The sequence below is a fragment of the Actinoplanes sp. CA-142083 genome, assembly GCF_050942195.1.
Lineage (GTDB): Bacteria > Actinomycetota > Actinomycetes > Mycobacteriales > Micromonosporaceae > Actinoplanes.
In genome coordinates, this window is the sequence record NZ_CP192076.1 from 6,644,462 (window position 1) to 6,667,474 (window position 23,013).

Sequence of the window (23,013 nt, forward strand, 5' to 3'; positions counted from 1 at the left end):
TCAGCAAATAACCCGCGCAGGGGGACTCAATGCCGCGCACCGATGAGCACGAACCGCTCGAGGATCTCGACTTCGCGGCGGACGAGTACACGCGGGCCTGCAGCGAGGCCGACGGCCCGACCCGGGAGCGGTTGCGGTCCGAGTTCGTGGGCGTGGCGCTGCCGTTCGCCCGGCGGCTGGCCCGGCGCTACCGTGGCCGCGGCGAGCCCGCGGAGGACCTGGAGCAGGTGGCCCGGCTGGGGCTGGTGAAGTCGGTGAACCGGTACGACCCGGAGCGCGGCTCGTTCACGGCGTACGCGATCGTCACCATCACCGGAGAGATCAAACGGCACTTCCGCAACCACGGCTGGGGTGTCCACGTCCCCCGGCGGATGCAGGATCTGAGCCTGGACGTGGGTCAGGCCAGCGCCGCGCTGACCGCGGGGCTGTCGCGCCGGCCCACCGACGACGAGATCGCCGAACGGCTCGGCATCGACGTGGCCGAGGTGCGCGAGGCGCAGGTGTCAGGGGCCGCCTACGCGCCGGGATCGCTGAACGCGCAGGCCGAGGGGTACGACGGCATGGAGGTGGGCGATATGATGGGCGCCCCCGACCCCGGCCTCGACCTGGTGGACGACCGGGCGACGGTGGAGCGGCTAATCTGCCGGCTGCCCGAGCGGGAGCGGCGGATCCTCGCGCTGCGGTTCTACGGCAACCTGAGCCAGGCGGACATCGCCCGTGAGCTGGGCGTCTCCCAGATGCACGTGTCGCGGCTGCTCGCCCGGGCGCTGAGCTGGCTGCGGCGGGCGATGCTGAGCGACGTCGCGCCTCCGTGGACCGGCGCCGACGAGACCGATCACCGGCTGACGGTGGCCACGCTCTTCCGCGGCGAGGTCATCGAGTCGCACGTCTCCGGCGAGCTCGACCGCGACAACGCCGGGCACCTGCGCGAGGAGCTGCTGACGGCGCTGCGCGACGGCGGGCGGATGCGGCGGATGCTGCTCGACCTGACCGGCGTGCCGCTGCTCGACGCGGCGGGGATCGGCGTGCTGGTCGACCTGCACGAGGCGGCCCGCGTGCGTAATGTCGAGATCCGGGTCACCGGGCTCCAGCCGTTCGTCGTGAAGATCGTCGCCGCCTCGGGCCTGCAGGATGTGATCGGAGCCTAGCGGCCGTCAGGCCGCGGCCAGCGTCGCCCAGACGACCTTGCCGTCCGCCGACGGCAGCGAGCCCCAGTGCACGGCGACCGTGGCCACGAGCAGGAGCCCGCGCCCTCGCTGGGTGAGGCTGCCGAGGGTCGCGGCGATCGGCTCCCGCGGCGAGCCGTCGCGGACCGCGATGTGCACGTAGCGGTTCCGCCGGGTGATCCGGACCGTCATCATCGTGCCGGCGTGCTCGACCGCGTTGGAGACCAGCTCGCTCACCACCAGGCTCGCCGGCCCCACCAGCTCGGGCAGGTCCCAGGCGAGGCAGGCCTCGGTGGCCAGGTTGCGGGCGTGCCGCACGGCGCCGACGATCGGCAGCAGCTCGTCGCTGATCGAAGGGACGACCGCGCGGCCGTCGGCGACCGCGCGCCGGGCGCCGGCCACGTCGGCGTGCACCCGCATCGTGCCGTGACGGCCCCGCTCGAGCAGCTCCGCCACCGGCGGCGACGGGGCGCACAGCAGCAGCGGGGTGCCAGGCCAGTGCGCGGCCTGCAGAGACACCGCCGTGAACAGGGAGAGCACGGTGTCGTCGGCGATCTCGAGGGCGGCCAGGTCGACCAGGAGGGCGTCCGGCTGCTCGGCGAGGCACTTCAGCAACGCCGTACGCAATCCCGGCGTGCCGCGGAGATCGAGCAGGCCACGCACGGTGACCACCGCGAACCCGTCGTCCTCGCCGACCGTCCACGCCAAGGTCCCCGTCATGTCGCCTACACCTCCGTTCTGTCCGACGCATTCCCACCGCGCTCGGGAGCAAACTCCCCGGCCTCCATCGCGATGATCGCGCCCGTGCCCTCGCCCGCGCTCACCAGGGGGCTGCAGGTGACGCGTACGATCACCGGGCGCCCCCGCCGGTTGATCGCTTCCAGCAGCTGCTCCTCGGTGTCGAAGTCGCCGCCCAGCGCCCGGCGCACCAGCGGGCGCAGCAGATCGACCGGCAGCCCGATGTCGAGGTTGAGCAGGTGCTGACCGACCGCCTCGGCCGGGCGCAGGCCCCACAGATTTTCCGCCTCGCGGTTCCACACCCGCACCCGCAGGTCGGCGTCGACCACGGCGATGCCGGCGCGGAGCCCGGACAGCACCGCGTCGAGGAACGCGTTCGCCTGGTCCAGCTCGGTGCTGCTGTCGTGCAGCTGCTCGTTGATCGTCTGGAGCTCGTCGTTCGTCGACTGGAGCTCCTCGTTCATGGTCTCGAGCTCCTCGTTCGTCGATTGGAGCTCCTCGTTGGTGGTCTCCAGCTCCTCGACCGTGGACTGGAGCTCCTCGTTCGTCGTCTCCAGCTCCTCGTTGGTGGACTGGAGCTCCTCGTACGCGGCCTCCAGCTCGCGGTTGGCCCGCTCGAGCTCGGCGCGCAGCTGCCGAGCCGCGGTCACGTCGTGGAAGACCAGTGCGACGCCCAGCAGGCCGGCGTCCGCGTCGACCAGGGGGTTGACCAGGATCTCGAGGTGGATGACGTCGCCGGCGCCCCGGTTGAACTCGATGTCGGAGACCCGCTGCGGGCTGCGCTCCGCCTGCGCCTGCTCGATGTGCTTGCGCAGCTCGACCGGCCGGTATGACACGTCGAGGTCCTGGAAGCGGCGGCCCACGTCGCGTGCGGTCAGCCCGAACAGCTCGCCCGCCCGACGGTTGACGACCGCGACCAGCCCGTCGGCGGTGACCACGATCTGCGCCACCGGGTTGGTCAGCATCGCGGCGCTGCGCAGCTGATCGAGCCCGGCGAGCTGTCCGCGGCCGGCCATCGGCGGCGGGGCGGCGAGGGCCGAGCCGGTCGGCGCGACCAACCGCGGCACCTTGCGGAAGATGCGGCGCTTGAGGTCGGCGGGCTGGAAGAGGTGCGAGTGGCTGAGCAGCATCTCGGCCTTGCCGAGGAAGAGCGAGCCGCCGTCGAGCAGGGCGAAATGGAACCGGCCGAGGATGCGCGCCTGGGTCTCGGCGTTGAAGTACATCAGCGTGTTGCGACAGGTCAGCACGTCGACGCGGGAGATCGGGGCGTCCTGGACGAGGTCGTTGCGGCCGAAGATCACCGAGCGGCGGAGGTCCTTGCGGAACACGTACAGGTTGCCGCTCTGCTCGAAGTAGCGCTCCAGCAGCTGGGGCGGGACGGCGGCCACCGCCTGCTGGCCGTAGCTGCCGTGCCGGGCCTCGGCGAGTTGCTCCTCGTCCACATCGGTGGCGTAGATCTTCACCCGTTCGCGGAACGCCTCCACCCCGAGGATCTCGCAGAGCAGCATCGCGACCGAGTACGCCTCCTCGCCGGAGGCGCACCCGGCGCTCCACAGCCGGATGGGGGCGCCCGTCGCCTTGACCGCGACCAGCGGCTCCAGCACCTCGGCCCGCAGCCGGTCCCAGGCCTCGGGGTCGCGGAAGAAGGCGGTGACGTTGATCAGGATGGTGTTGAACAGGGCGGTGAACTCGTCCTGGTGCAGCTCCAGGTAGTCCTGGTACTCCTGGTAGCCGCCGATGTGGACCTGGGCCATCCGCCTCTCGACCCGCCGCATCAGGCTGGAGCGCTTGTACCCGGTGAAGTCGAAGCCACGCAGCTCCTTCACATGCAGCAGCAATGCCTCGAACTGACTGTCTTCCCCATCCATGCCAACGCCCCTCCGACACCCGGCGTCACCGTACCGCTGCGCTATTCCTGGTGCGTGGCGGTGGATGTGGCGAGCCGGGTGAGCAGACCTCGGATCAGCTCGCCGGCGCCGTCGGCGTCCTCCGCCATCCGGGTGAACCGGGCGCGGTCGACGCGCTCCCGCTGGGCCAGCCGGCGGCTGAGCGCCGACTTCTCCTCGAGAGCCCGCAGCGCCGTCCACAGGGCGCCCTCGGTCGCGACCGCCTGCTCGTCGACCAGGCTCTCGGGCGACCAGGCGTGCCCGACCCGGCAGCGGTAGCGCGGCCGGGGCCAGCTCTCCAGCTCGAACAGGCCCCCGCCGCAGCTCGGGCAGCCGTACACCGGGGACGCGTCGACGATCTCGTCGGTGGTGACGTCGGCGAACCCGTCGATGGCGATCTCGGCGTCGGTGAGCGGGTCGACCGGCGGCGGAGGCGGCTCGGGGATCTGCTCGGCGGTCAGTTGAGCGAGCAACTCGCCCATCTCAGCGGCGTCGACCACGCGGGCGGGCGCGACGCGGTCCATGGCCGCGCGTGGCATCGACCCGTTGAGGGCGTCCTCGGGCCGCTGGACCACCACGACGCCACCGTTGACGGCGATGGTCTCGGCGCCCACCGCGCCGTCGTCCCGGCTGCCGGAGAGCACGACGCCGATGACCCGCGAACCGGCGGCCCGGGCGGCCGAGCGGAACAGCGGGTCGACGGCCGGGCGGTGCCCGTTCTCGGAGGGGCCGCGGCTGAGCCGCACCCGGTGGTCGAGCACGAGCAGGTGCCGGTCGGGCGGGGCGACGTAGATGCGGCCGGGGACGAGCGGCTCGCCGTCGAACGCGGTGCGCGCCGGAAGCGCGCCGCTGCGGGTGAGGATGCGCGGCAGGGCGCTGGGCGCCTCACGCGGCAGGTGCAAGACGATCAGGACGGCGGCCGGCAGGTCGGCGGGCAGCCCGGCGACCATCGCACGGAGTGCCTCGACCCCACCGGCCGACGCCCCGACCACGACCACGTCGCGATGCGCCACGTCTAACCTCAGCGCTCCCGCCACCGGTATGTCAAGCGGATCATCCCGGGGGCGCCTGCATCGGGGTGGCGGCCAGCGCGCGGGCCACCGTGGCCAGATTCCTGGCCATCGCGCGGCCGGTCTTCGCGGCCCAGTCGTGGCCGCGCTGTTCGTCGAGGTAGTCGGGGCCGGCGCCGGGCCCGAGATGCCAGTAGGTCCAGGCCTGGCCGGGAATGGTGAAGCCGATGTCGGCGAGCGCGCCGGAGATCTCGCCGATCACGTGGTGGGCGCCATCCTCGTTGCCGGTGTTCACGACGCCCGCGACGCGGTTGTACGCCACCGGGCGCCCCTGCTCGTCGGTCTCGGAGAGCATCGCGTCCATCCGCTCGATCACGCGCTGGGCGACCGAGGAGGGCCGGCCCACCCAGGTCGGCGTCGCGATGATCAGGATCTCGGCGTCGAGGATCCGTCGCCGGATGTCCGGCCAGGCGTCGCCGGCGCCCATGTCGCTCTCGACGCCCGGCTTGATGTCGTGGTCGACCGCCCGGACCCAGTCGACGGTTACGCCGTCCTTCTCCAGCGCCTCGGCGACCACCCGGGCGAGGGCTTCGGTGTTGGAGGGCTCGGGCGAGGGCTTGAGGGTGCAGTTGACGATGAATGCACGCATTTCCCGCGTATGCCCCGCCGTCATCTGGCTACACTTCTCGATCCAGATCCGCCCAGGGGATCTCGACGGCGTTGCGGCGCCAGACGCGGCGGGCGAGCTGCTCCAGCAGCCACGGCCCGGTGGTCTCGGCCCGCTCGTAGCCGAGCAGGCGGCCCCAGCGGCCCTTCACCACGATCGCGGCGACGACCCGGCCGTCGTCGTCGGTGATCAGGTCGGCGACGCGGCCGTCGCCGACCCGCCGGCCGAGGATGTCGCCGGCCCGTCCCCTAGTCATGGCGGGCCCCCGGAATGCTCCCGATCAGATGATCGCGCACCCAGGTCTCCAGCGGCGGCTCGGGCAGCAGCTCGCGCGCGACCGAGAGGTGTACGGCGCTGTCGACCTTGGCGACCAGGTCGTAGGCGATCCGGATGGGTGGCTGGTCGGGCGGCTCGGACATCCGGCGGGCGATCGCCGAGATCCACCGGCCGAGGCCGCCGCCGATCCGCTCGCCGAGCGCCTGCTGGCCGAGCAGCAGGCCGGTGACCCGCGGGACGCCATTTTCGTCGTAGGTGAGCTCGACGTCGTCGACCTTGCCGACGGGCTCGCCGTCGCGGTCGACGATCTGCCGGTCCAGCAGGTCGAAGCCGATGAGCATGTCAGCCGCCTCCCATCCGGGTGATGACCATGAGCGGGATCGCGGCGACGGCCGCGGCGAGCACGATGACGAGGTAGACGACGCCGAGGCCGTTGGCGAGCCTGCCGTTGACCTGGTCGCCGAGGTAACCGCGGTCGTTGGCGACGACCAGGATCGGCAGGTACGTCAACGGCAGCGCGACGGCGCTGAACAGCAGCGTGTACTCGGTGAGCTGGATCGGGTCGATCGTGGTGAACAGCACCGCCACGCCGACCAGGATGCCGATGATGACCACGGCGTGGAAGCGGGCGGCCTCGCGCGGGCGGCGCAGCTTTCCCCAGTTCCAGCCGAAATACTGGGCGACCGTGTAGCCGGTCGACAGTCCGGTTTCCATGGCGGCGCCGAAAGTTGCCGCGAAAAATCCCAGGATGGCGACCGCCAGGCCGAGCTTGCCGAACGTCATCGCGGCCGGCATCGCCACCTGCGACAGCGTGTCCACCGAGGTTTTCAGCGGGTGGAAGACGGCGGCCGAGGTGAGCATGAGCGCGAAGGCGAGCAGCCCGCCGAGCGGAAAGCCCACGAACACGTTGACCCGCGAGGTGAGCAGATCCTTGCGGGTCCAGCGCTCCTCGACCGCGCCCGAGGAGAAGAAGAAGACCTCGTACGGGGTGAGCGCCGACGCGAACAGGGCGACCGCGAAGAACCAGTAGGTGCCCCAGTCCTCCCCCTCGGGCGGGCCGGAGTGCCACAGCTCGCCGGGGCTGACCCCGAGCTTGAAGAAGGCGATGATGAAGACGATCAGGGCGAGGCCGGTCAGCCCGAAGACGTTCTCCAGCACGGAGAATTTCGCCCGCCACAGGGCCACCCACAGCACGAAGGCGACCACCGGCACCCACAGCAGATAGCTCACGCTGGTCGCGAGCTGCAGCGCCAGGCCGACACCGCCGATCTCGGCGCCGAGCGTGAGCACGGTGACCAGCAGCGAGCCGCCGAGGTTGGCGAGGGCGACGCGCGGGCCGAGCCGCTCGCGCACGAGATCGAAGACCGGACGGCCGCTCACGGCGCTGACGCGGCCGCTCATTTCCGCGTACGCGCAGATGCCGATCACGCCGACCAGCAGCACCCAGGAGTGCGCGATGCCGAACCGGGCCCCCGCCTCCGCGTTGGCCACGATGTCGCCGATGTCGACGAAGCCCCCGATCGCGGTCAGGATCCCCAGGGCAACCGCCAAAAAGCGCTTCATGACGCGTACGCCGTGACGAAGGCGCTCAGTTTCCCGGCGAGCACGTCCAACCGTCGTACGCCATCGCGCAAAGCCTTGTCGTCACCGGCCTGCGCCGTGTCGCCCAGAGTGAGCACCGCCTCGGACAGCAGCGGGCTCAACTGATCGCGCAACGCCGCCGAACGGTCGTCGGGCGGCCCCTCGCCGGCGAACTTCTGCTGCGCGCCGGCGAGGGCCTTCGTCGCGTCGCCGAAGGCGGTGATGGCGTACGCGCCGGTCACGTTGCCGGCCAGCTCCTGCTCGCCGACCAGGCGGCCGGTCTGCGTCGCGTCGTGCGCGGCCTCGGCGACCTGCAGCATCGTGCGCTGGTACTGCTTCGCGTCGGCGGGCCGGGAGACGTTGTAGGCGAAGCCGGCCCACAGCAGCGCGACCGCCGTCCCGGCGATCACCGCTCTGCCTCGTGCTTCCACGAGGCAGAGCTTTACCCAATGATCACCGGCGCGAAGCACCGATCCCGATCGCGCCCAGGGCCAGCACGGCAGCGCCCGCCGCGCCGATCAAGCCGTGGTGCTGGGAGGCCCACACCTGCAGGCTGCGGGGCTTGGAGCGGTCGTCGAACTCGCCGTGCGCGCCGTAGTCGTGGCCGCTCTCGCCGTCGGCCGGCTGCCACAGGTTGCCGGGCGCGTCCGGGTCGTGCGGCTGGTCGGTCTGCTGCGAGTCGACGCCGGTGCGGCCCAGATAGCGGTCGAGGATGCCCGGCGCGACGGCGTTCGCCAGCAGCGTGCCGGCCGTGGAGGCGCCGACCCAGTACTCGCGGCGGCGCGGGTGGTCCGCCGCGTACACGATCGCCTGCGCCGCGACCTCGGGCTGGTAGATCGGCGGGACTGGCTGGGCGTGCCGGCGCAGCCGGGACCGCAGCCAGGTGAACTGGGGCGTGTTGACCGCCGGCAGCTGCACCATCGTGGTCCGCACCCCGCTGCCGGCGTGCAGCAGCTCGCAGCGCAGCGCCTCGTTGAAGCCCTGGACGGCGTGCTTGGCGCCGCAATAGGCGGTCTGCAGCGGGATCCCCCGGTACGCGAGGGCGGACCCGACCTGCACGATCGCGCCCCGGTCGCGGGGCTTCATGCGGGTCAGCGCGGCCCGGGTGCCGTACACGTAGCCCAGGTACGACACCTCGGTGACCCGGCGGAACTCGTCCGGCGCGATCTCGGCGAACGGCGCGAAGACCGAGGAGAACGCGGTGTTGACCCAGATGTCGATCGGGCCGAGCTCGCTCTCCACCTTCGCGGCGGCGGTATCGACCGCGTCGAAGTCGGCCACGTCCACCGGCAGCGGCATCGCCCGGCCACCCGAGCGGGTGATCTCGTCGGCGGCCGCGTCCAGGCCCTTCTCGCCCCGCGCCAGCAGCGCGACCCGGTCGCCGCGCGCGCCGAAGCGCCGCGCCACCGCCCGGCCCACCCCGCCGCTCGCGCCCGTGACCACCACGACTCGCATCTGTTTCCTCCCTCATCGGTTCGTCGTCCCCTGACGTACCCCGCGCACGGTTCGCCGAACACCCGCGTACCGGCCATACGTTAGGACGTGCTGTCGGAACGGCCTCAACAGCGCCCGCCGTTGATCTCAGAGGCGGAAACGGCCGATCACCTGCTGGAGCTCGGCGCTGATGCCGGCCAGCTCGTGCACCGCGCCGGTCGTCTCCAGCAGCGAGGACGTCGTGCTCTGCGTCGCGCCGGCCACGCCCGAGATGGTGCCGGCGATCTCCGTGCTCCCGTGCGCCGCGTCGGCGACGCTGCGGGCCATCTCACCGGTGGTCGCGGTCTGCTCCTCCACCGCCGAGGCGATGGTCAGCTGGTAGTCGTTGATGCGGGCGATGATGTGCGAGATCTCGCCGATCGCCACGACCGCGCTCTCGGTGTCGCTCTGGATCGCCTCGACCCGGCGGGAGATGTCCTCGGTCGCCTTCGCGGTCTCCTGGGCGAGGTCCTTGACCTCGGAGGCCACCACGGCGAAGCCCTTGCCGGACTCGCCGGCCCGAGCCGCCTCGATGGTGGCGTTGAGCGCGAGCAGGTTGGTCTGCTCGGCGATCGCGGTGATCGCCTTGACCACGTTGCCGATCTCGGCGCTCGAGACGCCCAGCTTGCTGACGGTGGCGTTGGTGTGCTCGGCGACGCCGACCGCCTCGGAGGCGACCCGGGCCGCCTCGTTCGCGCTCTGCGCGATCTCGCGGATGGAGGCGCCCATCTCCTCGCTGCCGGCCGCGAGGGTCTGCACGTTCGAGGAGACCGCGTTGGCGGCGTCGGTGACCGCGTCGGCCTGCCGCGCGGCCTCGCTCGCCGACGCGCCGATCCGGTCGGTGCTGCCGGTCAGCTGCTGGGTGCTGTGACCCAGCGCCGCCGAGCTGTCAGTGAGCTTGCCGACGACCTCGCGCAGGCCCTCGCGTGCCTCGTTGACAGCGACCGCCATCGCGCCGAGCTCGTCGCGGGCCCGTACCTCGGCCGGCACCGACAGGTCGCCCTCGGCGACGGCGGCCAGCGAGTCGGCGACGCTGCCGAGCTGGCGCATGATCAGCCGGCCGACGAAGGCCCCGACGCCCAGCGCCGCGAACAGCGCGACCACCATGACGACGATCAGCTCGGTGCGGCCCTCGGTGTACTCGTCCTCGGCGGCGGCGGCCATCTGCGCCGACTCGCTGTCCTCGACCTGCTGGAGGGTCTCGATCGCGGACTTGAGGTCGGCCTGAGTCTGCTTCCAGGAGGTGACGATCTGGTCGGCGGCCGGCATGTCGAAGCCGGCCGGCGCGGCCTCGCCGAACAGCACGACGTCGCGCAGACCGACGTAGAACTTGTACTTGGTCTCGACCGTGGTGGCCGCGGCCGTGCGCTCCGCCGAGCCGGCCGCGAGCGCCTCGTACTGGTCCAGCGCCGCCAGGAAGGCGGTGTCGGCCGCCTTCACGCCCTGGACCGAGTCCGCCTTGGTGGCCGCGGTCGTGTTGACCTCGTAGCCGAACAGGTTGGAGAAGCCGTCGCTCGACGCTCCGCGCAGGGTGCTCAGCTGCAGCAGCGCGTCGACGTGCCGCGCCTTCATCTGCTTGATCTCGTCGTTGAGGCTGTTCATCCGGGCGATCCCGAGCGCGCCGATGGCCAGTGCGGCCACGGCGACGACCAGCACCGACACGTAGATCTTGGTGCCGACGCGGAAGTCGGCGAGCCGACCCGCTATCGGGTTGCGCCTGGCCGTGACCCGCACGGTGCCCAGATCGACCTTCATCCCGCCCAACTCTCTCGTGGAGTCCGATTTCGCCGGGAATGATCGGCACCGGGCGGCCTTGGTTGAGGGGCCAGCCATATCGCGAAGTTTTGATACTGTCCTCCGCTATGGCCGAGTTCTTCCAGGTCGAGCTGGACACGCTCGCGCGGTACGTCGCGACGCTGCAGCAGGCTCAGCAGCAACTGGCGGACCTGCCGAAGCTGCTCTTCGGCAACGACACCCAGCTGGGCAACGGCAAGCTCAACGGCGCCGCCGAGGACTTCCAGCACTGCTGGGAGTACGGCGCGAAGCAGCTGGGCGAGCTGGTCACCGAGACCACCGACGCGGTGCGCGACGTGCAGCAGGCGTACACCGGCACCGACCAGGCGGTCTCCGACGCGGTCACCACTCTCAAGCAGCCGCTCGGCATGATCAACCAGGCCTTCTAGGAGCTTGCGCGATGGCACCCGCTGACACCGTCCGGCCCGGCTCCGCGCTGGCCACCGAGCCCGGCCTGGCCGCCGCGCTCGCCGCGGCCGCTTCCGCCGGCTCGGGCGACCGGCGCGCGCAGGCCGACGCGGCCGACACGTACTCGCTGCTCGCCGCCCTGCCCTGGCAGCGGTTGAACTACCGGATCGGGCACTGGGCATCGGAGGCGAACACCTGGAAGGCGCTGCTCACCTTCGACGCCTGGGAGTCGTACCGGTGGCAGCGCAACGAGGAGCGGTTCCAGGTGCTCGACCCGCACAGCGGGCAGCGGCTGGGCGAGCTCTACACCCAGGCCGAGCTGCGGCGGCTCAACGGCAGCGCGTACGCGGCGCCCGAGCTCATCGTGCCGCCCGGCGGGACGCTCGACTTCGCCGGCGACCCGGCCACCGTCGGGGTCTACCGGCCGCCCGGCGGCGGGGCCGACGCCATCCGGTTCACCTGGAACCCGTACCTCAACAACGGGGTGCTGCGGGACGGCATCAAGGCGCTGCGCGAGGGCACCGCCGACCGGCTGCCGCCGCCGTACCAGTTCGTCGACTGGGACCTGCTGGACAAGTACCGGGTGTGGTTCACCGAGTCACGGGACAAGCCGGGCGGCAAGGCGCCGTGGGCCTCCGAGGCACGGCTCTATCGTCCGGGCGGGCCGCCACGGTTCGGGAGGTCTCGCTGATGAGCGCGGCAACGACGTACCCCAATCTCGGTTTTGATCCTTGTCCCGGCTCGGTCGAGAGCGTCTCGTCGCTGGAGCAGCGCATCTCCACCGCCGCCACGTCGATGCGCCAGGCGAACGAGCTGATGAACCGGCTGCGCTCGGACAACTCGGCGGTATGGCAGGGCGCGGGCGGCGATGCCTTCCGGCAGCACCTCAACTCGACGCTGATCGAGGATCTGGGCAAGGCCAACCAGTCGCTCAACCAGGCGGTCACCACGCTGCACGGCTGGGGTGTCTCGCTCGGCGGTTTCCGGCAGCGCGCGAGCGCCCTCGAGCAGGAGGCCGCGCAGGCCAACCAGGAGGTCGAGGCGGCCCGGTCGCGGCATCGGCAGGCCGCCGGAAATCCCGACCTGCGACTGGCCGGGCAGTTCTTCAGCACCGACGCCGAGCTGCAGAGCGCGCAACGACGTCTCGACAACGCGGCGCTCTCCTTGCGGAACGCGACCACGGATCTCAACGCGGCAGAAGACAGGCTGGAGACCGTACGACGGAAGGCGCGCGACCTCCACGACGAGTGGGACGACGTGTCCGACCGGGCGGCCGGCGAGCTCAAGCACGCGGCCGAGTTCGCACCGCACAAGCCCGGCCTGCTCAGCCGGATCGGGAAGGGCATCGCGCACGCGGTCGACGCCGTCGGCGACTGGGTCTCCGACCACCTCGACGACATCCACGCGGTGCTCAGCACCGTCTCGGCGATCTCCGGCCTGATCGCGCTGTGCACTCCCCCGCCGATCGACGCGATCGCGCTCGGCGTCTCGCTGGTCGCCGGGGCCGGCGCGCTGGTCACCACGCTCGCCGACCCGAAGGTGCGCGGCGACCTCGGCGAGATCCTGCACGGGAACTTCTCCGGCAACTGGGGCTCGATGCTGCAGCTCGGCGGCGACGTGATCGGCCTGGTGCCCGGCGTCGGCCTGGCCACCAAGTCGGTCAAGGCGGGCGGCGAGCTGTTCGCCGAGGGCGCCCGCGGCATGCCCACGATCGTCGACATCGCCAGCAACGTGGCGCACGACCCGGGCATCGTGATGAACCAGGTCGCCAAGATCCCGAAGATCGGCGACGCCCTCGAGGGCATGAAGCTGCTCGAGCCGGGCGCCGCGTCGATACCGGGCGCGACCGCCGACATGCTCAACTTCGTCAACAAGACAGTCGGCTCGGCCAAGAAGACCATCACCACGACCTGGGACGGAGTGACCGGTGGCGGAGACGACTGAGATCCCGGTCTGGCTGTCGATCCCGTCGGGCTACGCGGAGCTGCCGCTCGAGGACATCGCCTCCACCGTCGACGTGACGCGGCGGCTGGTGGACGAGCTCGGGACCGAGGAGCAGCGGGAGGCGGGCGAGTTCGTCTTCAGCTCGCTGTACTTCTTCCTGTCGGCGCTGGCCGAGCGGAACGCCGTGTACTGCGGGATCGGGCGCCATTCTTCTTTTCTCACCGGCGGCCTGATCACGTCATCGCTCGTCGTCACAGTGATGGATTTCCCGGGCGAGCGGAACCCGCGGCTGGTGCTGCGGGACGTGCTGATCGGAAAGGCGCGGGCGCAAGAGGCCGGACAGCCGGACATCGTGGACCTGCCTGGTGGTCCGGCGGCCTTCTTCGAGCACACGCTGTCGCTGCCCAATCCGGCCACGGCCGGGGTGGAGGTGCCGGTGTGGCAGTTGGAGGCGTTCGTGCCGTCGCCGGGTGGCGACCGGCTGGTGACGATCGAGCTGTCCACGCCGTTCGCGGAGCACGGCCCGCAGTACCGGACGATGGTGGTGGAGATGGCGAACGCGGTGCGGTTCGAGCCGCCGGCCTCGGCCGACCCGCTTTCGGCGCTGCTCGGTACCGGTTAGGGCGATCACCGGTAGGCGGCACGGCTCGCCTCGATGTGTGGCGCGTGCTCCATGGCCCAGCTCGCCAGGGCCAGCGCCGGCGGCAGCAGGCTCTTGCCGGTCGGGGTGAGCTCGTATTCGACGCGGGGCGGGACCTCGGCGTGGACCGTCCGGGCGACCAGGCCGTCGCGTTCCAGGTTGCGCAAGGTCAGGGTCAGCATGCGCTGGGAGATGCCGGGGATCTGCTGGTGAAGCTCGGTGAAGCGGACCCGCTCCTGGTCGAGCGTCGCCACGATGAGCAGCGTCCACTTGTTGCAGATCTGGTCGAGGATCGCGCGGATGGTCTTGCCGCCGTCGCCCCGGATCATGCACGTGTGCTCGTACTCGTCCACGACAGCCCCCTGTGCCTCACGCACACGAATGTGCCTTTTGTAAGCCTCCTAATAGTGCCCCATCATGAGGTTACTTACGACGAGTAACCATCCTGGTGGGAGCGTTCATGGACATTGCGTACTGGATCGTCGCGGGCCTGCTCGCCCTGTTCTACCTCTACGCCGGCGGCCTCAAGATCGTCCGGACGCGGGAGCAGCTACGGCCGATGATGGGCTGGGTCGACACCGTGCCGATGCCGCTGGTGCGGGTGATCGGCGTGCTCGAGGTGCTGGGCGCGATCGGGCTGATCCTGCCGAAGCTCACCGGGATCGCGCCGTGGCTCGCCGTCCTCGCCGCGATCGGGCTCGTGCTGATCCAGATCGGCGGCATCATCACCCACCTGTCGCGTGGCGAGGCTCGCCTGATCGGGCTCAACGTCGCGCTGCTGGTGGCGGCGGGCTTCTGCGTGTTTACGGCGTAGTGCCGTACACCAATCGCAGGATCGCGTCGGTCAGCGTGTCTAGCAACTCGTCGGCGGTGTATTCCGAAGGTTTCGCGAAAGCGTCGGCGAAAGTCATGTTGCGCAGGTGCAGCACCATCGTCGCGACCAGCTCGGGCGGGCCGCTCACCGGCAGGCCCGCCCGCAGGTCACGCTCGATGCGGGCGCGGAAGAGCGTGCAGCCGGTGGTGAAGAGCCGCTCGCGCACCTGAAGCATGTCGGGGCCGGGATCGGGGGCGATGAACGCCTCCCGCAGCCACCGGCCGTCCACCATCCAGCGGGCCAGCGACCTCTGCAAGCCCCGGCGCAGCGCCCCGCGGTCGAGCCCGTCGGAGGCCAGCCACTCGCCCATCTCCGCGTCGGCCTCGCCCACGACCTGGTCGACCAGCGCGGCGAGCAGCGCCTGCTTGGACTCGAAGTAGAAGTAGAAGCCGGACCGTGCGATCCCGGCCGCGCCGGCCAGCTCGTCGATGGTCACCTGGCTGATGGTCTTCTCGCGGAAGACGGCGCGGGCGGCGGCGACAAGGGCGAGCTCCCGCTGATCGCCCTTGGTGGGCGCGCGGCGGCTTCCGGTGGCAGGCACGCGACGATCGTACATTCCTGTTGTCGGGTGCAATCGACGTCACATCTTGTGTTTTCGACGCCGTGTTGAGAATCCTCGGCGACGGTTCTAGGTTCGGCGCATGCCCAAGCGTTTGGCTCTCCCGGTCGCCTCGTACGCCGTCCTGCTGGTCTCCGCCCTGCAGACGCTGGTCGTCCCGGTCGTCTCCAACATCCAGGCGGACCTCGGCGTCTCGGCCACCTCGGCGAGCTGGGTGGTGACCGCCAACCTCCTCGCGGCCGCGGTCTTCACCCCGATGCTGGGCCGCCTCGGCGACCTGTACGGCCGCCGCCCGGTCATGCTCGGCGTGCTGATGGTCGTGCTGGCCGGCTCGATCCTGGCCGCCACCACGTCGAGCCTGCCGCTGCTGCTCGTGGCGCGCGTCGCGCAGGCCACCAGCTTCGGCCTGTTCCCGCTCTCGATCGGCGTGCTCCGCGAGGAGCTGCCGCCGGCGAAGCTCACCGGCGCGATGGCCATCGTCAGCGGCATGCTCGCGGTCGGCGCCGGCCTCGGCCTCACCGTCACCGGCCTGCTGATGCAGAACGGCGGCGACTACCACCAGCTCTTCTGGCTGGCCACCGCGCTCAGCGCGGTCGGCATCGCCGGCGTCTTCCTGCTGCCGCGGCGCGAGCCGGTCGCGACCGGCCGGCTCGACGGGGCCGGCGCGGCCGTGCTGGGCCTCGCGCTGGTGCTGCTGATCCTGCCGCTGGAGGAGGGCAACGACTGGGGCTGGGGCTCGGCCCGGGTGATCGGCTCGCTCGCCGCGGCGGTCGTGGTCTTCGCGATCTTCGTGCTCTTCGAGCGCCGCATCAGCCACCCGCTGGTCACCACGCGGATGCTCACCCACCGCCCGATCGTGATCGCCAACGCGGCGGGCCTGTTCCTCGGCTTCTCGATGTTCGCGGTCTTCCTCGCCGTCTCCTACCTGGTGCAGACCCCGGCCGGCGTGGCCGGCTACGGCTTCGGCTCGACGGTCCTCGCCGCCAGCGTGGTCTACCTGCTGCCCGGCACGGCCGGCGGCGTCGTCACCGCCCCGCTCGGCGGCCGCCTGGTCGGGCGCTTCGGCGCGAAGGCCACGCTGGTCATCGCGGCCGCCCTCGCGCTGGCCGGGTTCGCGATGCTCGCGGTCCTGCACGACGACACGTGGGAGATCATCGTCGGCGCCGCGATCGTCAACACGGCCGTCATGTTCGGCTACGCGGCCCTGCCGGCCCTGCTGATCCAGCACGTCTCCCCGGCGGAGACCGGCATCGCCAACAGCGTCAACTCGATCGCCCGGTCGGTCGGCATGTCGATCGGCACCGCGTTCGTCGTCACCATGCTCACCCGCAACCTGATCCCCGGCGTGCCGCTGCCGCACGAGTCGCAGTACGTCTGGATCTTCGTCGTCGGCGCCGCGCTGGCCGCCGCGGCCGGGATCCTGGTCGCGCTCGCGCTGCCGCGCAGCCGTCCGGTGGCATTGAGCGTCCGCGAGGTCGAGGAGGAAGAGGTGTTCGGCGCGGCCGGGCTCGCCGTCCCCGCCGAACTGGTCAGGAAATCCGCGACCTGAGTCCTCAGCGGTTGCGCCACCGGGGCTTGCGCTTCTGGGCGAACGCGGTCAGCCCCTCCATCGCGTCCTCGCTGATCATCAGGTCGTCGAGGGCGGGGCTGTGGTGGGTGACCGCGTCGACCACGTCGGGGATGCCACGGGTCTCCTCCATCACCTGCAGCGAGATCCGAACGCTCGTCGGCGACGATTCGAGGATCTCGGCGGCCAGCTCATGGGCGCCGTCCAGGGCCTTCCCGGCGTCGGTGACCCGGTTGACCAGGCCGTGGGCGAGGCCTTCCGCGGCGGTCAGGCGGCGCCCGGTAAGGATCATCTCGTTGGCGAGCTTCACGGGGACCGTGCGCGGCAGCCGCACCACTCCCCCGGCGCCGGCGATGAGGCCGACCTTCACCTCGCTGAGCGCGAATTTCGCGGTCTCGTCGGCCACGACGAGGTGGCATGCGAGCGCGATCTCGCAGCCGCCGCCCATGGCGAAGCCGTTGACCGCGGCGATGACCGGCTTGGGCATGCTGCGGCGGCTCGTGAGGCCCGCGAAACCGTTCTTCGGCACCCACATCGGCTTGCCGCTCGCCGAGTAGATGAGGTCGTTGCCGGCGCTGAACGCCTTGTCGCCGGCTCCGGTGAGGATCGCGACCCACAGGTCGGGGTCGGCGAAGTACGCGTTGAACGCGTGGTCGAGCTCGTCGTTCGCCATCGGGTGCAGGCTGTTGCGCGCCTCGGGCCGGTTGATCGTGACCTCGAGCAGATGGCCGTCCCGTTTGACCAGGATGTGCTCGTACCTTTCGCGCAACACGGTCGGCGAGGCCGGGAAAAGTTCGTCCATCGTGGACGGGTAGACCGTGACCCGGTTGCCGAAGCCGAACGACCGTGCGTAGACCCGCTTGCCGATCGGCTCGTCGGCGGTCTCGCCGGCACCCTCGCCGGTTCTCTCGCCGGTTCTCTCGCCGGTTCTCTCGCCGGTGCTCTCGCCGGTGCTCTCGCCGGTTCTCTCGCCGGTGCTCTCGCCGGTTCTCTCGCCGGTTCTCTCGGCGGTCGTGAGGAGGTCGAGGATCGCGGCGTCGCGGTCGTCGGTGCGGGCGACGAAACGCCGTCCGTCGTCCTCGAGACGGCCGATCACGATGCCGGTGCGCTTCCCGTCGCGGCCGTGCTTGACCGTGTACGTCTCGACGGTCGCCCAACCGTCCGCCTGCCTGGCCTCCACCGGGGCGGGCCACGCGTCGATCTCGGCCTGCAGCGCGCCGCTCCGATCGGGCGTCCATGTCGATGGCGTCGTCGTGTAGACGCCCACCGAGTACTTGCTCATGCTGCCGCCGTTGGCGCCCACGAACCCGTAACTGCCCGGCGCTTTCCGCGCGCGCTGGACAGTTTCCGCGATGGCGTGCATGGAGTAGTTGTTGCCGGCCCCGCCGAAGAACGGCAGCCCGCCGGTCAGGGTCAGCCCGCGCGGGTCGTCGGCCGCCAGCCCGAAAGCGTCCGCGATATTGAATACCGGCGCCGGGAAACAGCTGTAGAGATCGATCGTCGCGACCTCGTCCATGCCGACGCCGGCCACTTCGAGGGCGTGCCGGGCCGCCAGCACCGAGGCCGGCGAGGCCGACAGATCGGCGCGGTCCATCAAGTTTCGCTCGCGCAGGTCGGCGTGTCCCGCCACAAAAACCCATCTCTCGTACGGGATTTCCAGCCGTCGCGCCTCGGCGACCGAGGTCAGCAGCACCGCCGCGCCCTGGTTCACCTTTTCCCGGGCGACCACGTAGCGGGTGTACGGGTCGGCGATGGGCCGGTTGGCCTCGGTGGGCGTGACGAGCTCGGACGCGCTGCGCTCGACGGGCGCCGAGGAATGCGGGTTAGCGGCGGCCACGCGGGTGAACGGGGCGAAAAGCGCGCCGATCGCCGCCGCGTACTCGTCGCGGGAAAGTTTCAGCCGCGCCCGCCGAGCGTTGTCGAAAAGCGCGTACTGGCTGGGCGCGTCGGTCAGGCCGTGCGAGGCCTGGTGCATGGAGACCAGCCCGCGCAGGCCGTAGCCGCGATCCTCCAGGTCGCCGTCGACGTGCTCGGCGAAGTCCGGCTTGTCGTCGGCTTTCGCGAATCTTTCGATGGTGGAGATCGCCTCGGAGCCGAAGATGAGGACCGCCGAGGCCTCGCCCGCCGCGATCGTCGCGGCGAACTCGTTCACCAGGTGCTGCGGGCTCTGCCCACCCGCGACCTCCAGCACCGCGCGCCGGGGCCGGGCGCCCACTCGGTTTGCCACCGAGCGTGGAAAGTTGTCCGAGCGGCCGAGCGGGGCCCGCGCCATCGGCATCGAGTTTTCGAACTGCCGGGTGCCGGCGACGGTGTCGATGGCCGCGGAAACTTTCGCCGGGTCGGCGCCGGTGTCGGCGAGCGCCTCCCGGGCGGCGTCGGCGGCCAGGTCCACCGGCGATCGGCGCTGGTAGCCGGGGTCGTCGAGGCGTTCGGAGGCCTGCCCGACACCCACCACGATCGGCGTGCGCGGGTCGAGGTCGTCGAGGCTGAGTGTCATGCGAGTGCTCCAGAAAGCTCGGTGATGCGCTGTTCGCCGTCGGCGACGATCGTCCTACCGGGGAAGGCCCAGACCACGGGCGATCAGTCCACGTTGGATGTCGTTGGTGCCGCCGCCGACCACGTACATGATGGACAGTCGGAGGCCGTACTCGAAATCACCGGCCAGGGCGGCGCGCGGGCCGAGGATGTCGAGCATCGCCTCGCCGAACTGCTCGGCGAGCTCGCCGCCCAGCACGCCGGCCATCGGCGCCTCCAGCCGGGCGCCGCGGCCGCCGGCGGTGGCGCCGATCGCGGCGGCCACCAGGGCGCGGTTGGCTTGCAGGGTGACGGCCAGCTCGCCGAGCTTCGCGCGCCGGGCCGACCCGCGCGGGCCCACATAGGCGTCGGGATCGGTGCGCACCAGCATGAGCAGGTCGTCGAGCTGGCGCAGCAGGCTCGCGGCGATGCCGCCCATAAGCACCCGCTCGCCGGCGAGGGCGTCGGTGATGACCTTCCAGCCACCGTTGACCTCGCCGACGCGGTAGCTGTCGGGGATGCGCACGTCGTCGTAGAAGACCGTGCAGGAGATCTCGCCGGACAGCGCGCGGTGCTGGTGGACGGTGATGCCCGGGGTGTCCATCGGGACCAGGAAGACGGTGATGCCGGCGTGCGGCGGGGTGGTCTCCTGGTCGGTTCGGGTGGCCAGCCAGACGTGGCTGGCCTGGTGGCCGCCGGTGGTCCAGAGCTTCTGCCCGTTGACCACCCAGCCGTCGCCGTCGCGATCCGCGCGGGTCTTGAGGGAGGCCAGGTCGGAGCCGGCCTCGGGCTCGCTGTAGCCGAGGCAGAACCGCAGCTGTCCGGCCCGGATCAGCGGCAGGAAAGTTTCCTTCTGCGCGGGCGTGCCGTGGCGCAGGATCGAGCCGCCGAGCAGCATCACCGAGCCGAGTTGCAGGGTGACCGGCGCCCGGGCGTACGTGATCTCCTCGTGCAGCGCGACCTGCTCGGCCAGCGGGGCGTCGCGGCCGCCGGCCGCGACCGGCCAGCCCATGCCGAACCACCCGCGGGCGGCCATGTCTCCGGCGATCGTGGACTCGTCGCTGGTCGCGATGAGCTCGCGCACCTCGTGCCGGAAAGGTTCGTCGTCGAAGGCGGGCAGGCCGGTCTCGCCCTCGACGAGCACGTCGGCGACGGTGTCGCGCGGCAGGTCGTGCAAGCGGGTGAGGTCGGCGTGCACGCGGCGGAAGAGCCAGGGCGCCTCGTGCTCCTCGAAATATCCGATCGCGGCGAGGGTGTGGTGCGCGCCAAGTTGCACGCGGCGGGCGGCGGCCGCGACGAACTCGACGGCGATCTCGGCCTGCAGCGGCCAGTCGGCGCGCCCCGACCCGTACGCGTCGGAGGCTTTGTCCAGGAGATGGTTGGCGGCGCTGACGTCGATCTGGCAGCTCGCGACCCGCTGCTGAACCGCCCCGAACGAGCCGATCGGCCGGCCGAACTGACGCCTGGTTTTCGTGTGCTCGATCGCCATCTCGTGCGAATGTTGCGCGGCGGCCATCGCACGGGTGGCCAGCCCGAGCCGCAGCAGCGCGGTTGCCTGGTCGCGTTGCTCGTCGCTCAAGTCGACGGACCTTTGCGCCGGACCGACCCGCACCCGCGACCACGCCGGAATCGCGAGGCCCGGCTGCTCTTCATGGTCGAGGATCTCGTGCAGCCCGCCGGTGCCGAGGTCGAGCACGTGCGTCGCCTCGGTTGCCGCGTCGAGGTGCTCGAGAACACGCGTGACCAGCACCTTCTCGGCGTCGATGCCCAGGCGTCGCGCGACGAGAGTTTCCATCACCGGCAGCGGGCAGGCGACGGCGCCGAGCGCGCGGGTCACGGTCAGGGCCGCGGCGAGGTCGTCGTCGAGGTCGAACCAGCCCTGGCCCGCGCCGGCCGCCCACAGGTCGCCGAGCTTGCCGTCGGCCGCCGCGGTCGCGTTACCCCAGTGCCGGGTGGCGACGCCGCTCACCGACTCGCGCAGGGCTTCCAGCTCATCCGGTGTCACCAGAGTCTCCAATACTGAACGCTTCCCGTTCACTTATGCCGACTGTATCCTGACGGATACCGTTCAGCAATAAGCGAGCCGAAGGATGACCACGATGAGCGCCACGTCGTCAGCGCCCGACCGGCCGCGCGAGCCGTCAGCCCCCGGGCAGCCTCGGGACTCGTCCGCGCCTGGGTTCTCACACGAGCCGTCGGCGCCGCCCGGCCGCTCCCGGGAGGCGTCGGCGCCGGGGCGGTCGCGGGATCCCTCAGCGCCCGGGCGACCGCGGGATCCGGAGGTCGATCGGCGGATCGGGCAGGCCGCGCTGGACGTCTTCGGGGACGCCGGCTGGGCGGGATTCGCCATGGAGGCGGTCGCGAAGCGCGCCGGCGTCGGCAAGGCCTCGCTCTACCTGCGGTGGAGCAGCAAGGAGGCCCTGCTCACCGACGCGCTGACGCTGGGCCTGCCCAAGGTCAGCGACGTCGACACCGGCACCCTGCACGGCGACCTGGTCGAGCTGGCGACCCAGATGCTCGACCTCTACGTCGGCCCGTGCCGCCGTGCCGCGATGCGCCTGATCCTCGAGGCGGCGAGCATCCCCGGCGTGGCCGAGCACTACGCGGCCATGCGTACGGCGCAGGCCCGCGCCGCCCGCGCCATCGTGCGCCGCGGCATCGACCGGGGCGAGCTGCCCGCCGCCACATCGGTCACTTTGCTCCTGGACACCCTCGTGGGCGGCGCGATGATGCACGCGATCACCACACCCACCGACAAATGGGCCGCACTCGTGAGCGACACCGCCTCCTACGCCCGCAGCCTTGTCGACTTCCTGCTGCACCCGGTGAGCGCATGATCATCACTGGCACGGACCAGCACGTGGCCTGGCAGCGGCGCGTCCTCCCGCCGGTCGAGCAGGTGCGTCCCGGCGTCTGGTCGATCCCGGTCCCGATCCCCCGCAGCCCGCTGCGGTACACGCTGAGCTACGCGTTCCTCGACGAGCCCGGTGTCCTGCTGGTCGATCCCGGATGGGACTCCGCCGAGGGCCGCGAGGCCTTGACCGCCGGCCTGGGCGTCGCCGGCGCCTCGGTAGCCGACGTCACCGGGGTCGTGGCCACCCACGTGCACCCCGACCACCACGGCCTGAGCGGGTGGGTGCGCGAGCGTTCCGGCGCATGGATCGGCATGCACCCCGTCGAGGCGAGCACCCTTCCCGGCCGCCTCTGGCGCGACGCCGATCCGGCCGCCGACCGCGCCTGGCTGCTGCGCCATGGTGTACCGGAAAGTTTCGCTCTTGAAATCACCGTGGACCCGGCGAAAATGTCCACCGTCCTCGGCATGGCCGAACCGGACCGCGCCATCGAGGACGGCGACCTGTTGCCGCTGGCCCGCCACGAGGTGCACGCGGTGTGGACGCCCGGCCACACACCTGGCCACCTCTGCCTGCACGACGCCGCCGCCGGCGTCCTGCTGACCGGCGACCATCTACTGCCCCGAATCAGCCCTAACATCGGCATCCACAGCCGCGACGAGGGCGACCCGCTCAGCGCCTACTTGGACTCGCTCGAACACGTAGCCAAGTTCTCCGACGACGAGGCGTTGCCGGCCCACGAGTACAGGTTCCGCGGCATCGACGACCGAGCCGCCGACCTGATCCACCACCACGACGAGCGCGGTCTCGAGATCCTCCGGGTGATCCGCGGCCACGGCGCCCCGACCGCTTGGCAGATCGCCGAAGGGCTGACGTGGTCGCGGGGCTGGGACGCGCTGCAGGGAATGCTGCGGCGGATGGCCCTCGCTGAGACCCTCGCCCATCTGCACCACCTGGCCGCTCGCGGCACCGTGCAGCTCGCGGCGGGCGAGCCGGCGCGCTGGCGGGCGAGCTAGTCGGCGCGCACAATCGCCGCGCCGTGCCTCCCTCGCGGCCGGCCCTCG

General features: G+C 71.3%; 23 protein-coding genes. 9 read left to right on the top strand and 14 right to left on the bottom strand.

The genetic code is table 11. From position 1 onward, the window contains the following. Positions 1-29 precede the first annotated feature (29 nt). Positions 30-1,148: a SigB/SigF/SigG family RNA polymerase sigma factor gene (locus ACQPZX_RS30585; RefSeq protein WP_433362584.1), complete on the top strand. Its 1,119-nt coding sequence runs from the start codon at positions 30-32 to the stop codon at positions 1,146-1,148. Positions 1,149-1,154: 6 nt separating this feature from the next. On the opposite strand, the gene ACQPZX_RS30590 is transcribed toward ACQPZX_RS30585, so the two are convergent. The 10 genes from ACQPZX_RS30590 to ACQPZX_RS30635 form a co-directional block, all read right to left on the bottom strand. After that, positions 1,155-1,886 (bottom strand): ATP-binding protein, encoded by a 732-nt coding sequence (locus ACQPZX_RS30590; protein ID WP_433362587.1) that lies wholly within the window; start codon positions 1,884-1,886, stop codon positions 1,155-1,157. Positions 1,887-1,891: 5 nt separating this feature from the next. Further along, the gene (locus ACQPZX_RS30595; RefSeq protein WP_433362589.1) at positions 1,892-3,772 is read right to left on the bottom strand and encodes a CheR family methyltransferase; all 1,881 of its coding nucleotides are present in this window, start codon (positions 3,770-3,772) and stop codon (positions 1,892-1,894) included. Between the two features lie 41 nt (positions 3,773-3,813). Beyond that, the gene (locus ACQPZX_RS30600) at positions 3,814-4,803 is read right to left on the bottom strand and encodes a chemotaxis protein CheB (protein WP_433362592.1); all 990 of its coding nucleotides are present in this window, start codon (positions 4,801-4,803) and stop codon (positions 3,814-3,816) included. Positions 4,804-4,843: 40 nt separating this feature from the next. Next, on the bottom strand, positions 4,844-5,449 hold the full coding sequence (locus ACQPZX_RS30605) for a flavodoxin family protein (protein WP_433362595.1): 606 nt from the start codon (positions 5,447-5,449) through the stop codon (positions 4,844-4,846). A gap of 28 nt (positions 5,450-5,477) precedes the next feature. Further along, complete coding sequence (locus ACQPZX_RS30610; protein ID WP_433362598.1) at positions 5,478-5,723, bottom strand: hypothetical protein; 246 nt, start codon at positions 5,721-5,723, stop codon at positions 5,478-5,480. Then, on the bottom strand, positions 5,716-6,084 hold the full coding sequence (locus ACQPZX_RS30615) for a PRC-barrel domain-containing protein (protein WP_433362601.1): 369 nt from the start codon (positions 6,082-6,084) through the stop codon (positions 5,716-5,718). Before ACQPZX_RS30615 ends, ACQPZX_RS30610 begins: the two co-directional genes overlap by 8 nt. A 1-nt stretch (position 6,085) precedes the next feature. Continuing rightward, a complete protein-coding gene (locus tag ACQPZX_RS30620) occupies positions 6,086-7,306 on the bottom strand; it encodes an NRAMP family divalent metal transporter (RefSeq protein ID WP_433362604.1) in 1,221 nt (406 codons plus the stop codon). Next, positions 7,303-7,755, bottom strand: coding sequence for a hypothetical protein (locus ACQPZX_RS30625; RefSeq protein ID WP_433362607.1), 453 nt, complete (start codon positions 7,753-7,755; stop codon positions 7,303-7,305). The genes ACQPZX_RS30620 and ACQPZX_RS30625 overlap by 4 nt, the downstream gene beginning before the upstream one ends. A gap of 22 nt (positions 7,756-7,777) precedes the next feature. Beyond that, positions 7,778-8,779, bottom strand: a complete 1,002-nt coding sequence (locus ACQPZX_RS30630; protein ID WP_433362610.1) for an SDR family oxidoreductase — start codon at positions 8,777-8,779, stop codon at positions 7,778-7,780. Positions 8,780-8,905: 126 nt separating this feature from the next. Then, complete coding sequence (locus ACQPZX_RS30635; protein WP_433362613.1) at positions 8,906-10,552, bottom strand: methyl-accepting chemotaxis protein; 1,647 nt, start codon at positions 10,550-10,552, stop codon at positions 8,906-8,908. A gap of 107 nt (positions 10,553-10,659) precedes the next feature. On the opposite strand from ACQPZX_RS30635, the gene ACQPZX_RS30640 reads away from it, so the two are divergent. From ACQPZX_RS30640 to ACQPZX_RS30655, 4 genes are read left to right on the top strand one after another with little or no spacing between them, the layout of a single operon-like run. After that, positions 10,660-10,980, top strand: a complete 321-nt coding sequence (locus tag ACQPZX_RS30640) for a hypothetical protein (RefSeq protein WP_433362616.1) — start codon at positions 10,660-10,662, stop codon at positions 10,978-10,980. A gap of 11 nt (positions 10,981-10,991) precedes the next feature. Then, entirely contained in the window at positions 10,992-11,690 is a 699-nt protein-coding gene (locus ACQPZX_RS30645; protein ID WP_433362619.1) for a hypothetical protein, read from the top strand. Next, a complete protein-coding gene (locus ACQPZX_RS30650; RefSeq protein ID WP_433362622.1) occupies positions 11,690-12,943 on the top strand; it encodes a hypothetical protein in 1,254 nt (417 codons plus the stop codon). Before ACQPZX_RS30645 ends, ACQPZX_RS30650 begins: the two co-directional genes overlap by 1 nt. Further along, on the top strand, positions 12,927-13,565 hold the full coding sequence (locus tag ACQPZX_RS30655) for a hypothetical protein (RefSeq protein WP_433362625.1): 639 nt from the start codon (positions 12,927-12,929) through the stop codon (positions 13,563-13,565). Before ACQPZX_RS30650 ends, ACQPZX_RS30655 begins: the two co-directional genes overlap by 17 nt. 5 nt (positions 13,566-13,570) lie before the next feature. Here the strand turns inward: ACQPZX_RS30655 and ACQPZX_RS30660 are convergent, their stop codons facing one another. After that, positions 13,571-13,936, bottom strand: a complete 366-nt coding sequence (locus tag ACQPZX_RS30660; RefSeq protein ID WP_433362628.1) for a winged helix-turn-helix transcriptional regulator — start codon at positions 13,934-13,936, stop codon at positions 13,571-13,573. Between the two features lie 107 nt (positions 13,937-14,043). Between ACQPZX_RS30660 and ACQPZX_RS30665 the strand changes: the two genes are divergently transcribed. Next, entirely contained in the window at positions 14,044-14,397 is a 354-nt protein-coding gene (locus tag ACQPZX_RS30665; protein ID WP_433362631.1) for a DoxX family protein, read from the top strand. Here the strand turns inward: ACQPZX_RS30665 and ACQPZX_RS30670 are convergent. Then, positions 14,387-14,998 carry a TetR/AcrR family transcriptional regulator gene (locus ACQPZX_RS30670; protein WP_433362634.1) on the bottom strand — a complete coding sequence of 204 codons (612 nt, stop codon included), beginning with the start codon at positions 14,996-14,998 and terminating at the stop codon, positions 14,387-14,389. The two genes, ACQPZX_RS30665 and ACQPZX_RS30670, sit on opposite strands and share 11 nt — an antisense overlap. A 100-nt stretch (positions 14,999-15,098) precedes the next feature. On the opposite strand from ACQPZX_RS30670, the gene ACQPZX_RS30675 reads away from it, so the two are divergent. Further along, positions 15,099-16,565 carry an MFS transporter gene (locus ACQPZX_RS30675; RefSeq protein WP_433362637.1) on the top strand — a complete coding sequence of 489 codons (1,467 nt, stop codon included), beginning with the start codon at positions 15,099-15,101 and terminating at the stop codon, positions 16,563-16,565. A gap of 4 nt (positions 16,566-16,569) precedes the next feature. Here ACQPZX_RS30675 and ACQPZX_RS30680 read toward each other — a convergent pair whose 3' ends face one another. Both ACQPZX_RS30680 and ACQPZX_RS30685 read right to left on the bottom strand, forming a co-directional pair. Continuing rightward, positions 16,570-19,080 carry an acetyl-CoA acetyltransferase gene (locus ACQPZX_RS30680; RefSeq protein WP_433362640.1) on the bottom strand — a complete coding sequence of 837 codons (2,511 nt, stop codon included), beginning with the start codon at positions 19,078-19,080 and terminating at the stop codon, positions 16,570-16,572. Between the two features lie 54 nt (positions 19,081-19,134). After that, entirely contained in the window at positions 19,135-21,102 is a 1,968-nt protein-coding gene (locus ACQPZX_RS30685) for an acyl-CoA dehydrogenase family protein (RefSeq protein WP_433362643.1), read from the bottom strand. A 94-nt stretch (positions 21,103-21,196) separates the two neighbouring features. Here ACQPZX_RS30685 and ACQPZX_RS30690 point away from each other — a divergent pair, with 94 nt between their 5' ends. Both ACQPZX_RS30690 and ACQPZX_RS30695 read left to right on the top strand, forming a co-directional pair. After that, complete coding sequence (locus ACQPZX_RS30690) at positions 21,197-21,934, top strand: TetR/AcrR family transcriptional regulator C-terminal ligand-binding domain-containing protein (RefSeq protein WP_433362646.1); 738 nt, start codon at positions 21,197-21,199, stop codon at positions 21,932-21,934. Next, the gene (locus ACQPZX_RS30695; RefSeq protein ID WP_433362649.1) at positions 21,931-22,965 is read left to right on the top strand and encodes an MBL fold metallo-hydrolase; all 1,035 of its coding nucleotides are present in this window, start codon (positions 21,931-21,933) and stop codon (positions 22,963-22,965) included. The genes ACQPZX_RS30690 and ACQPZX_RS30695 overlap by 4 nt, the downstream gene beginning before the upstream one ends. Positions 22,966-23,013 lie beyond the last annotated feature (48 nt).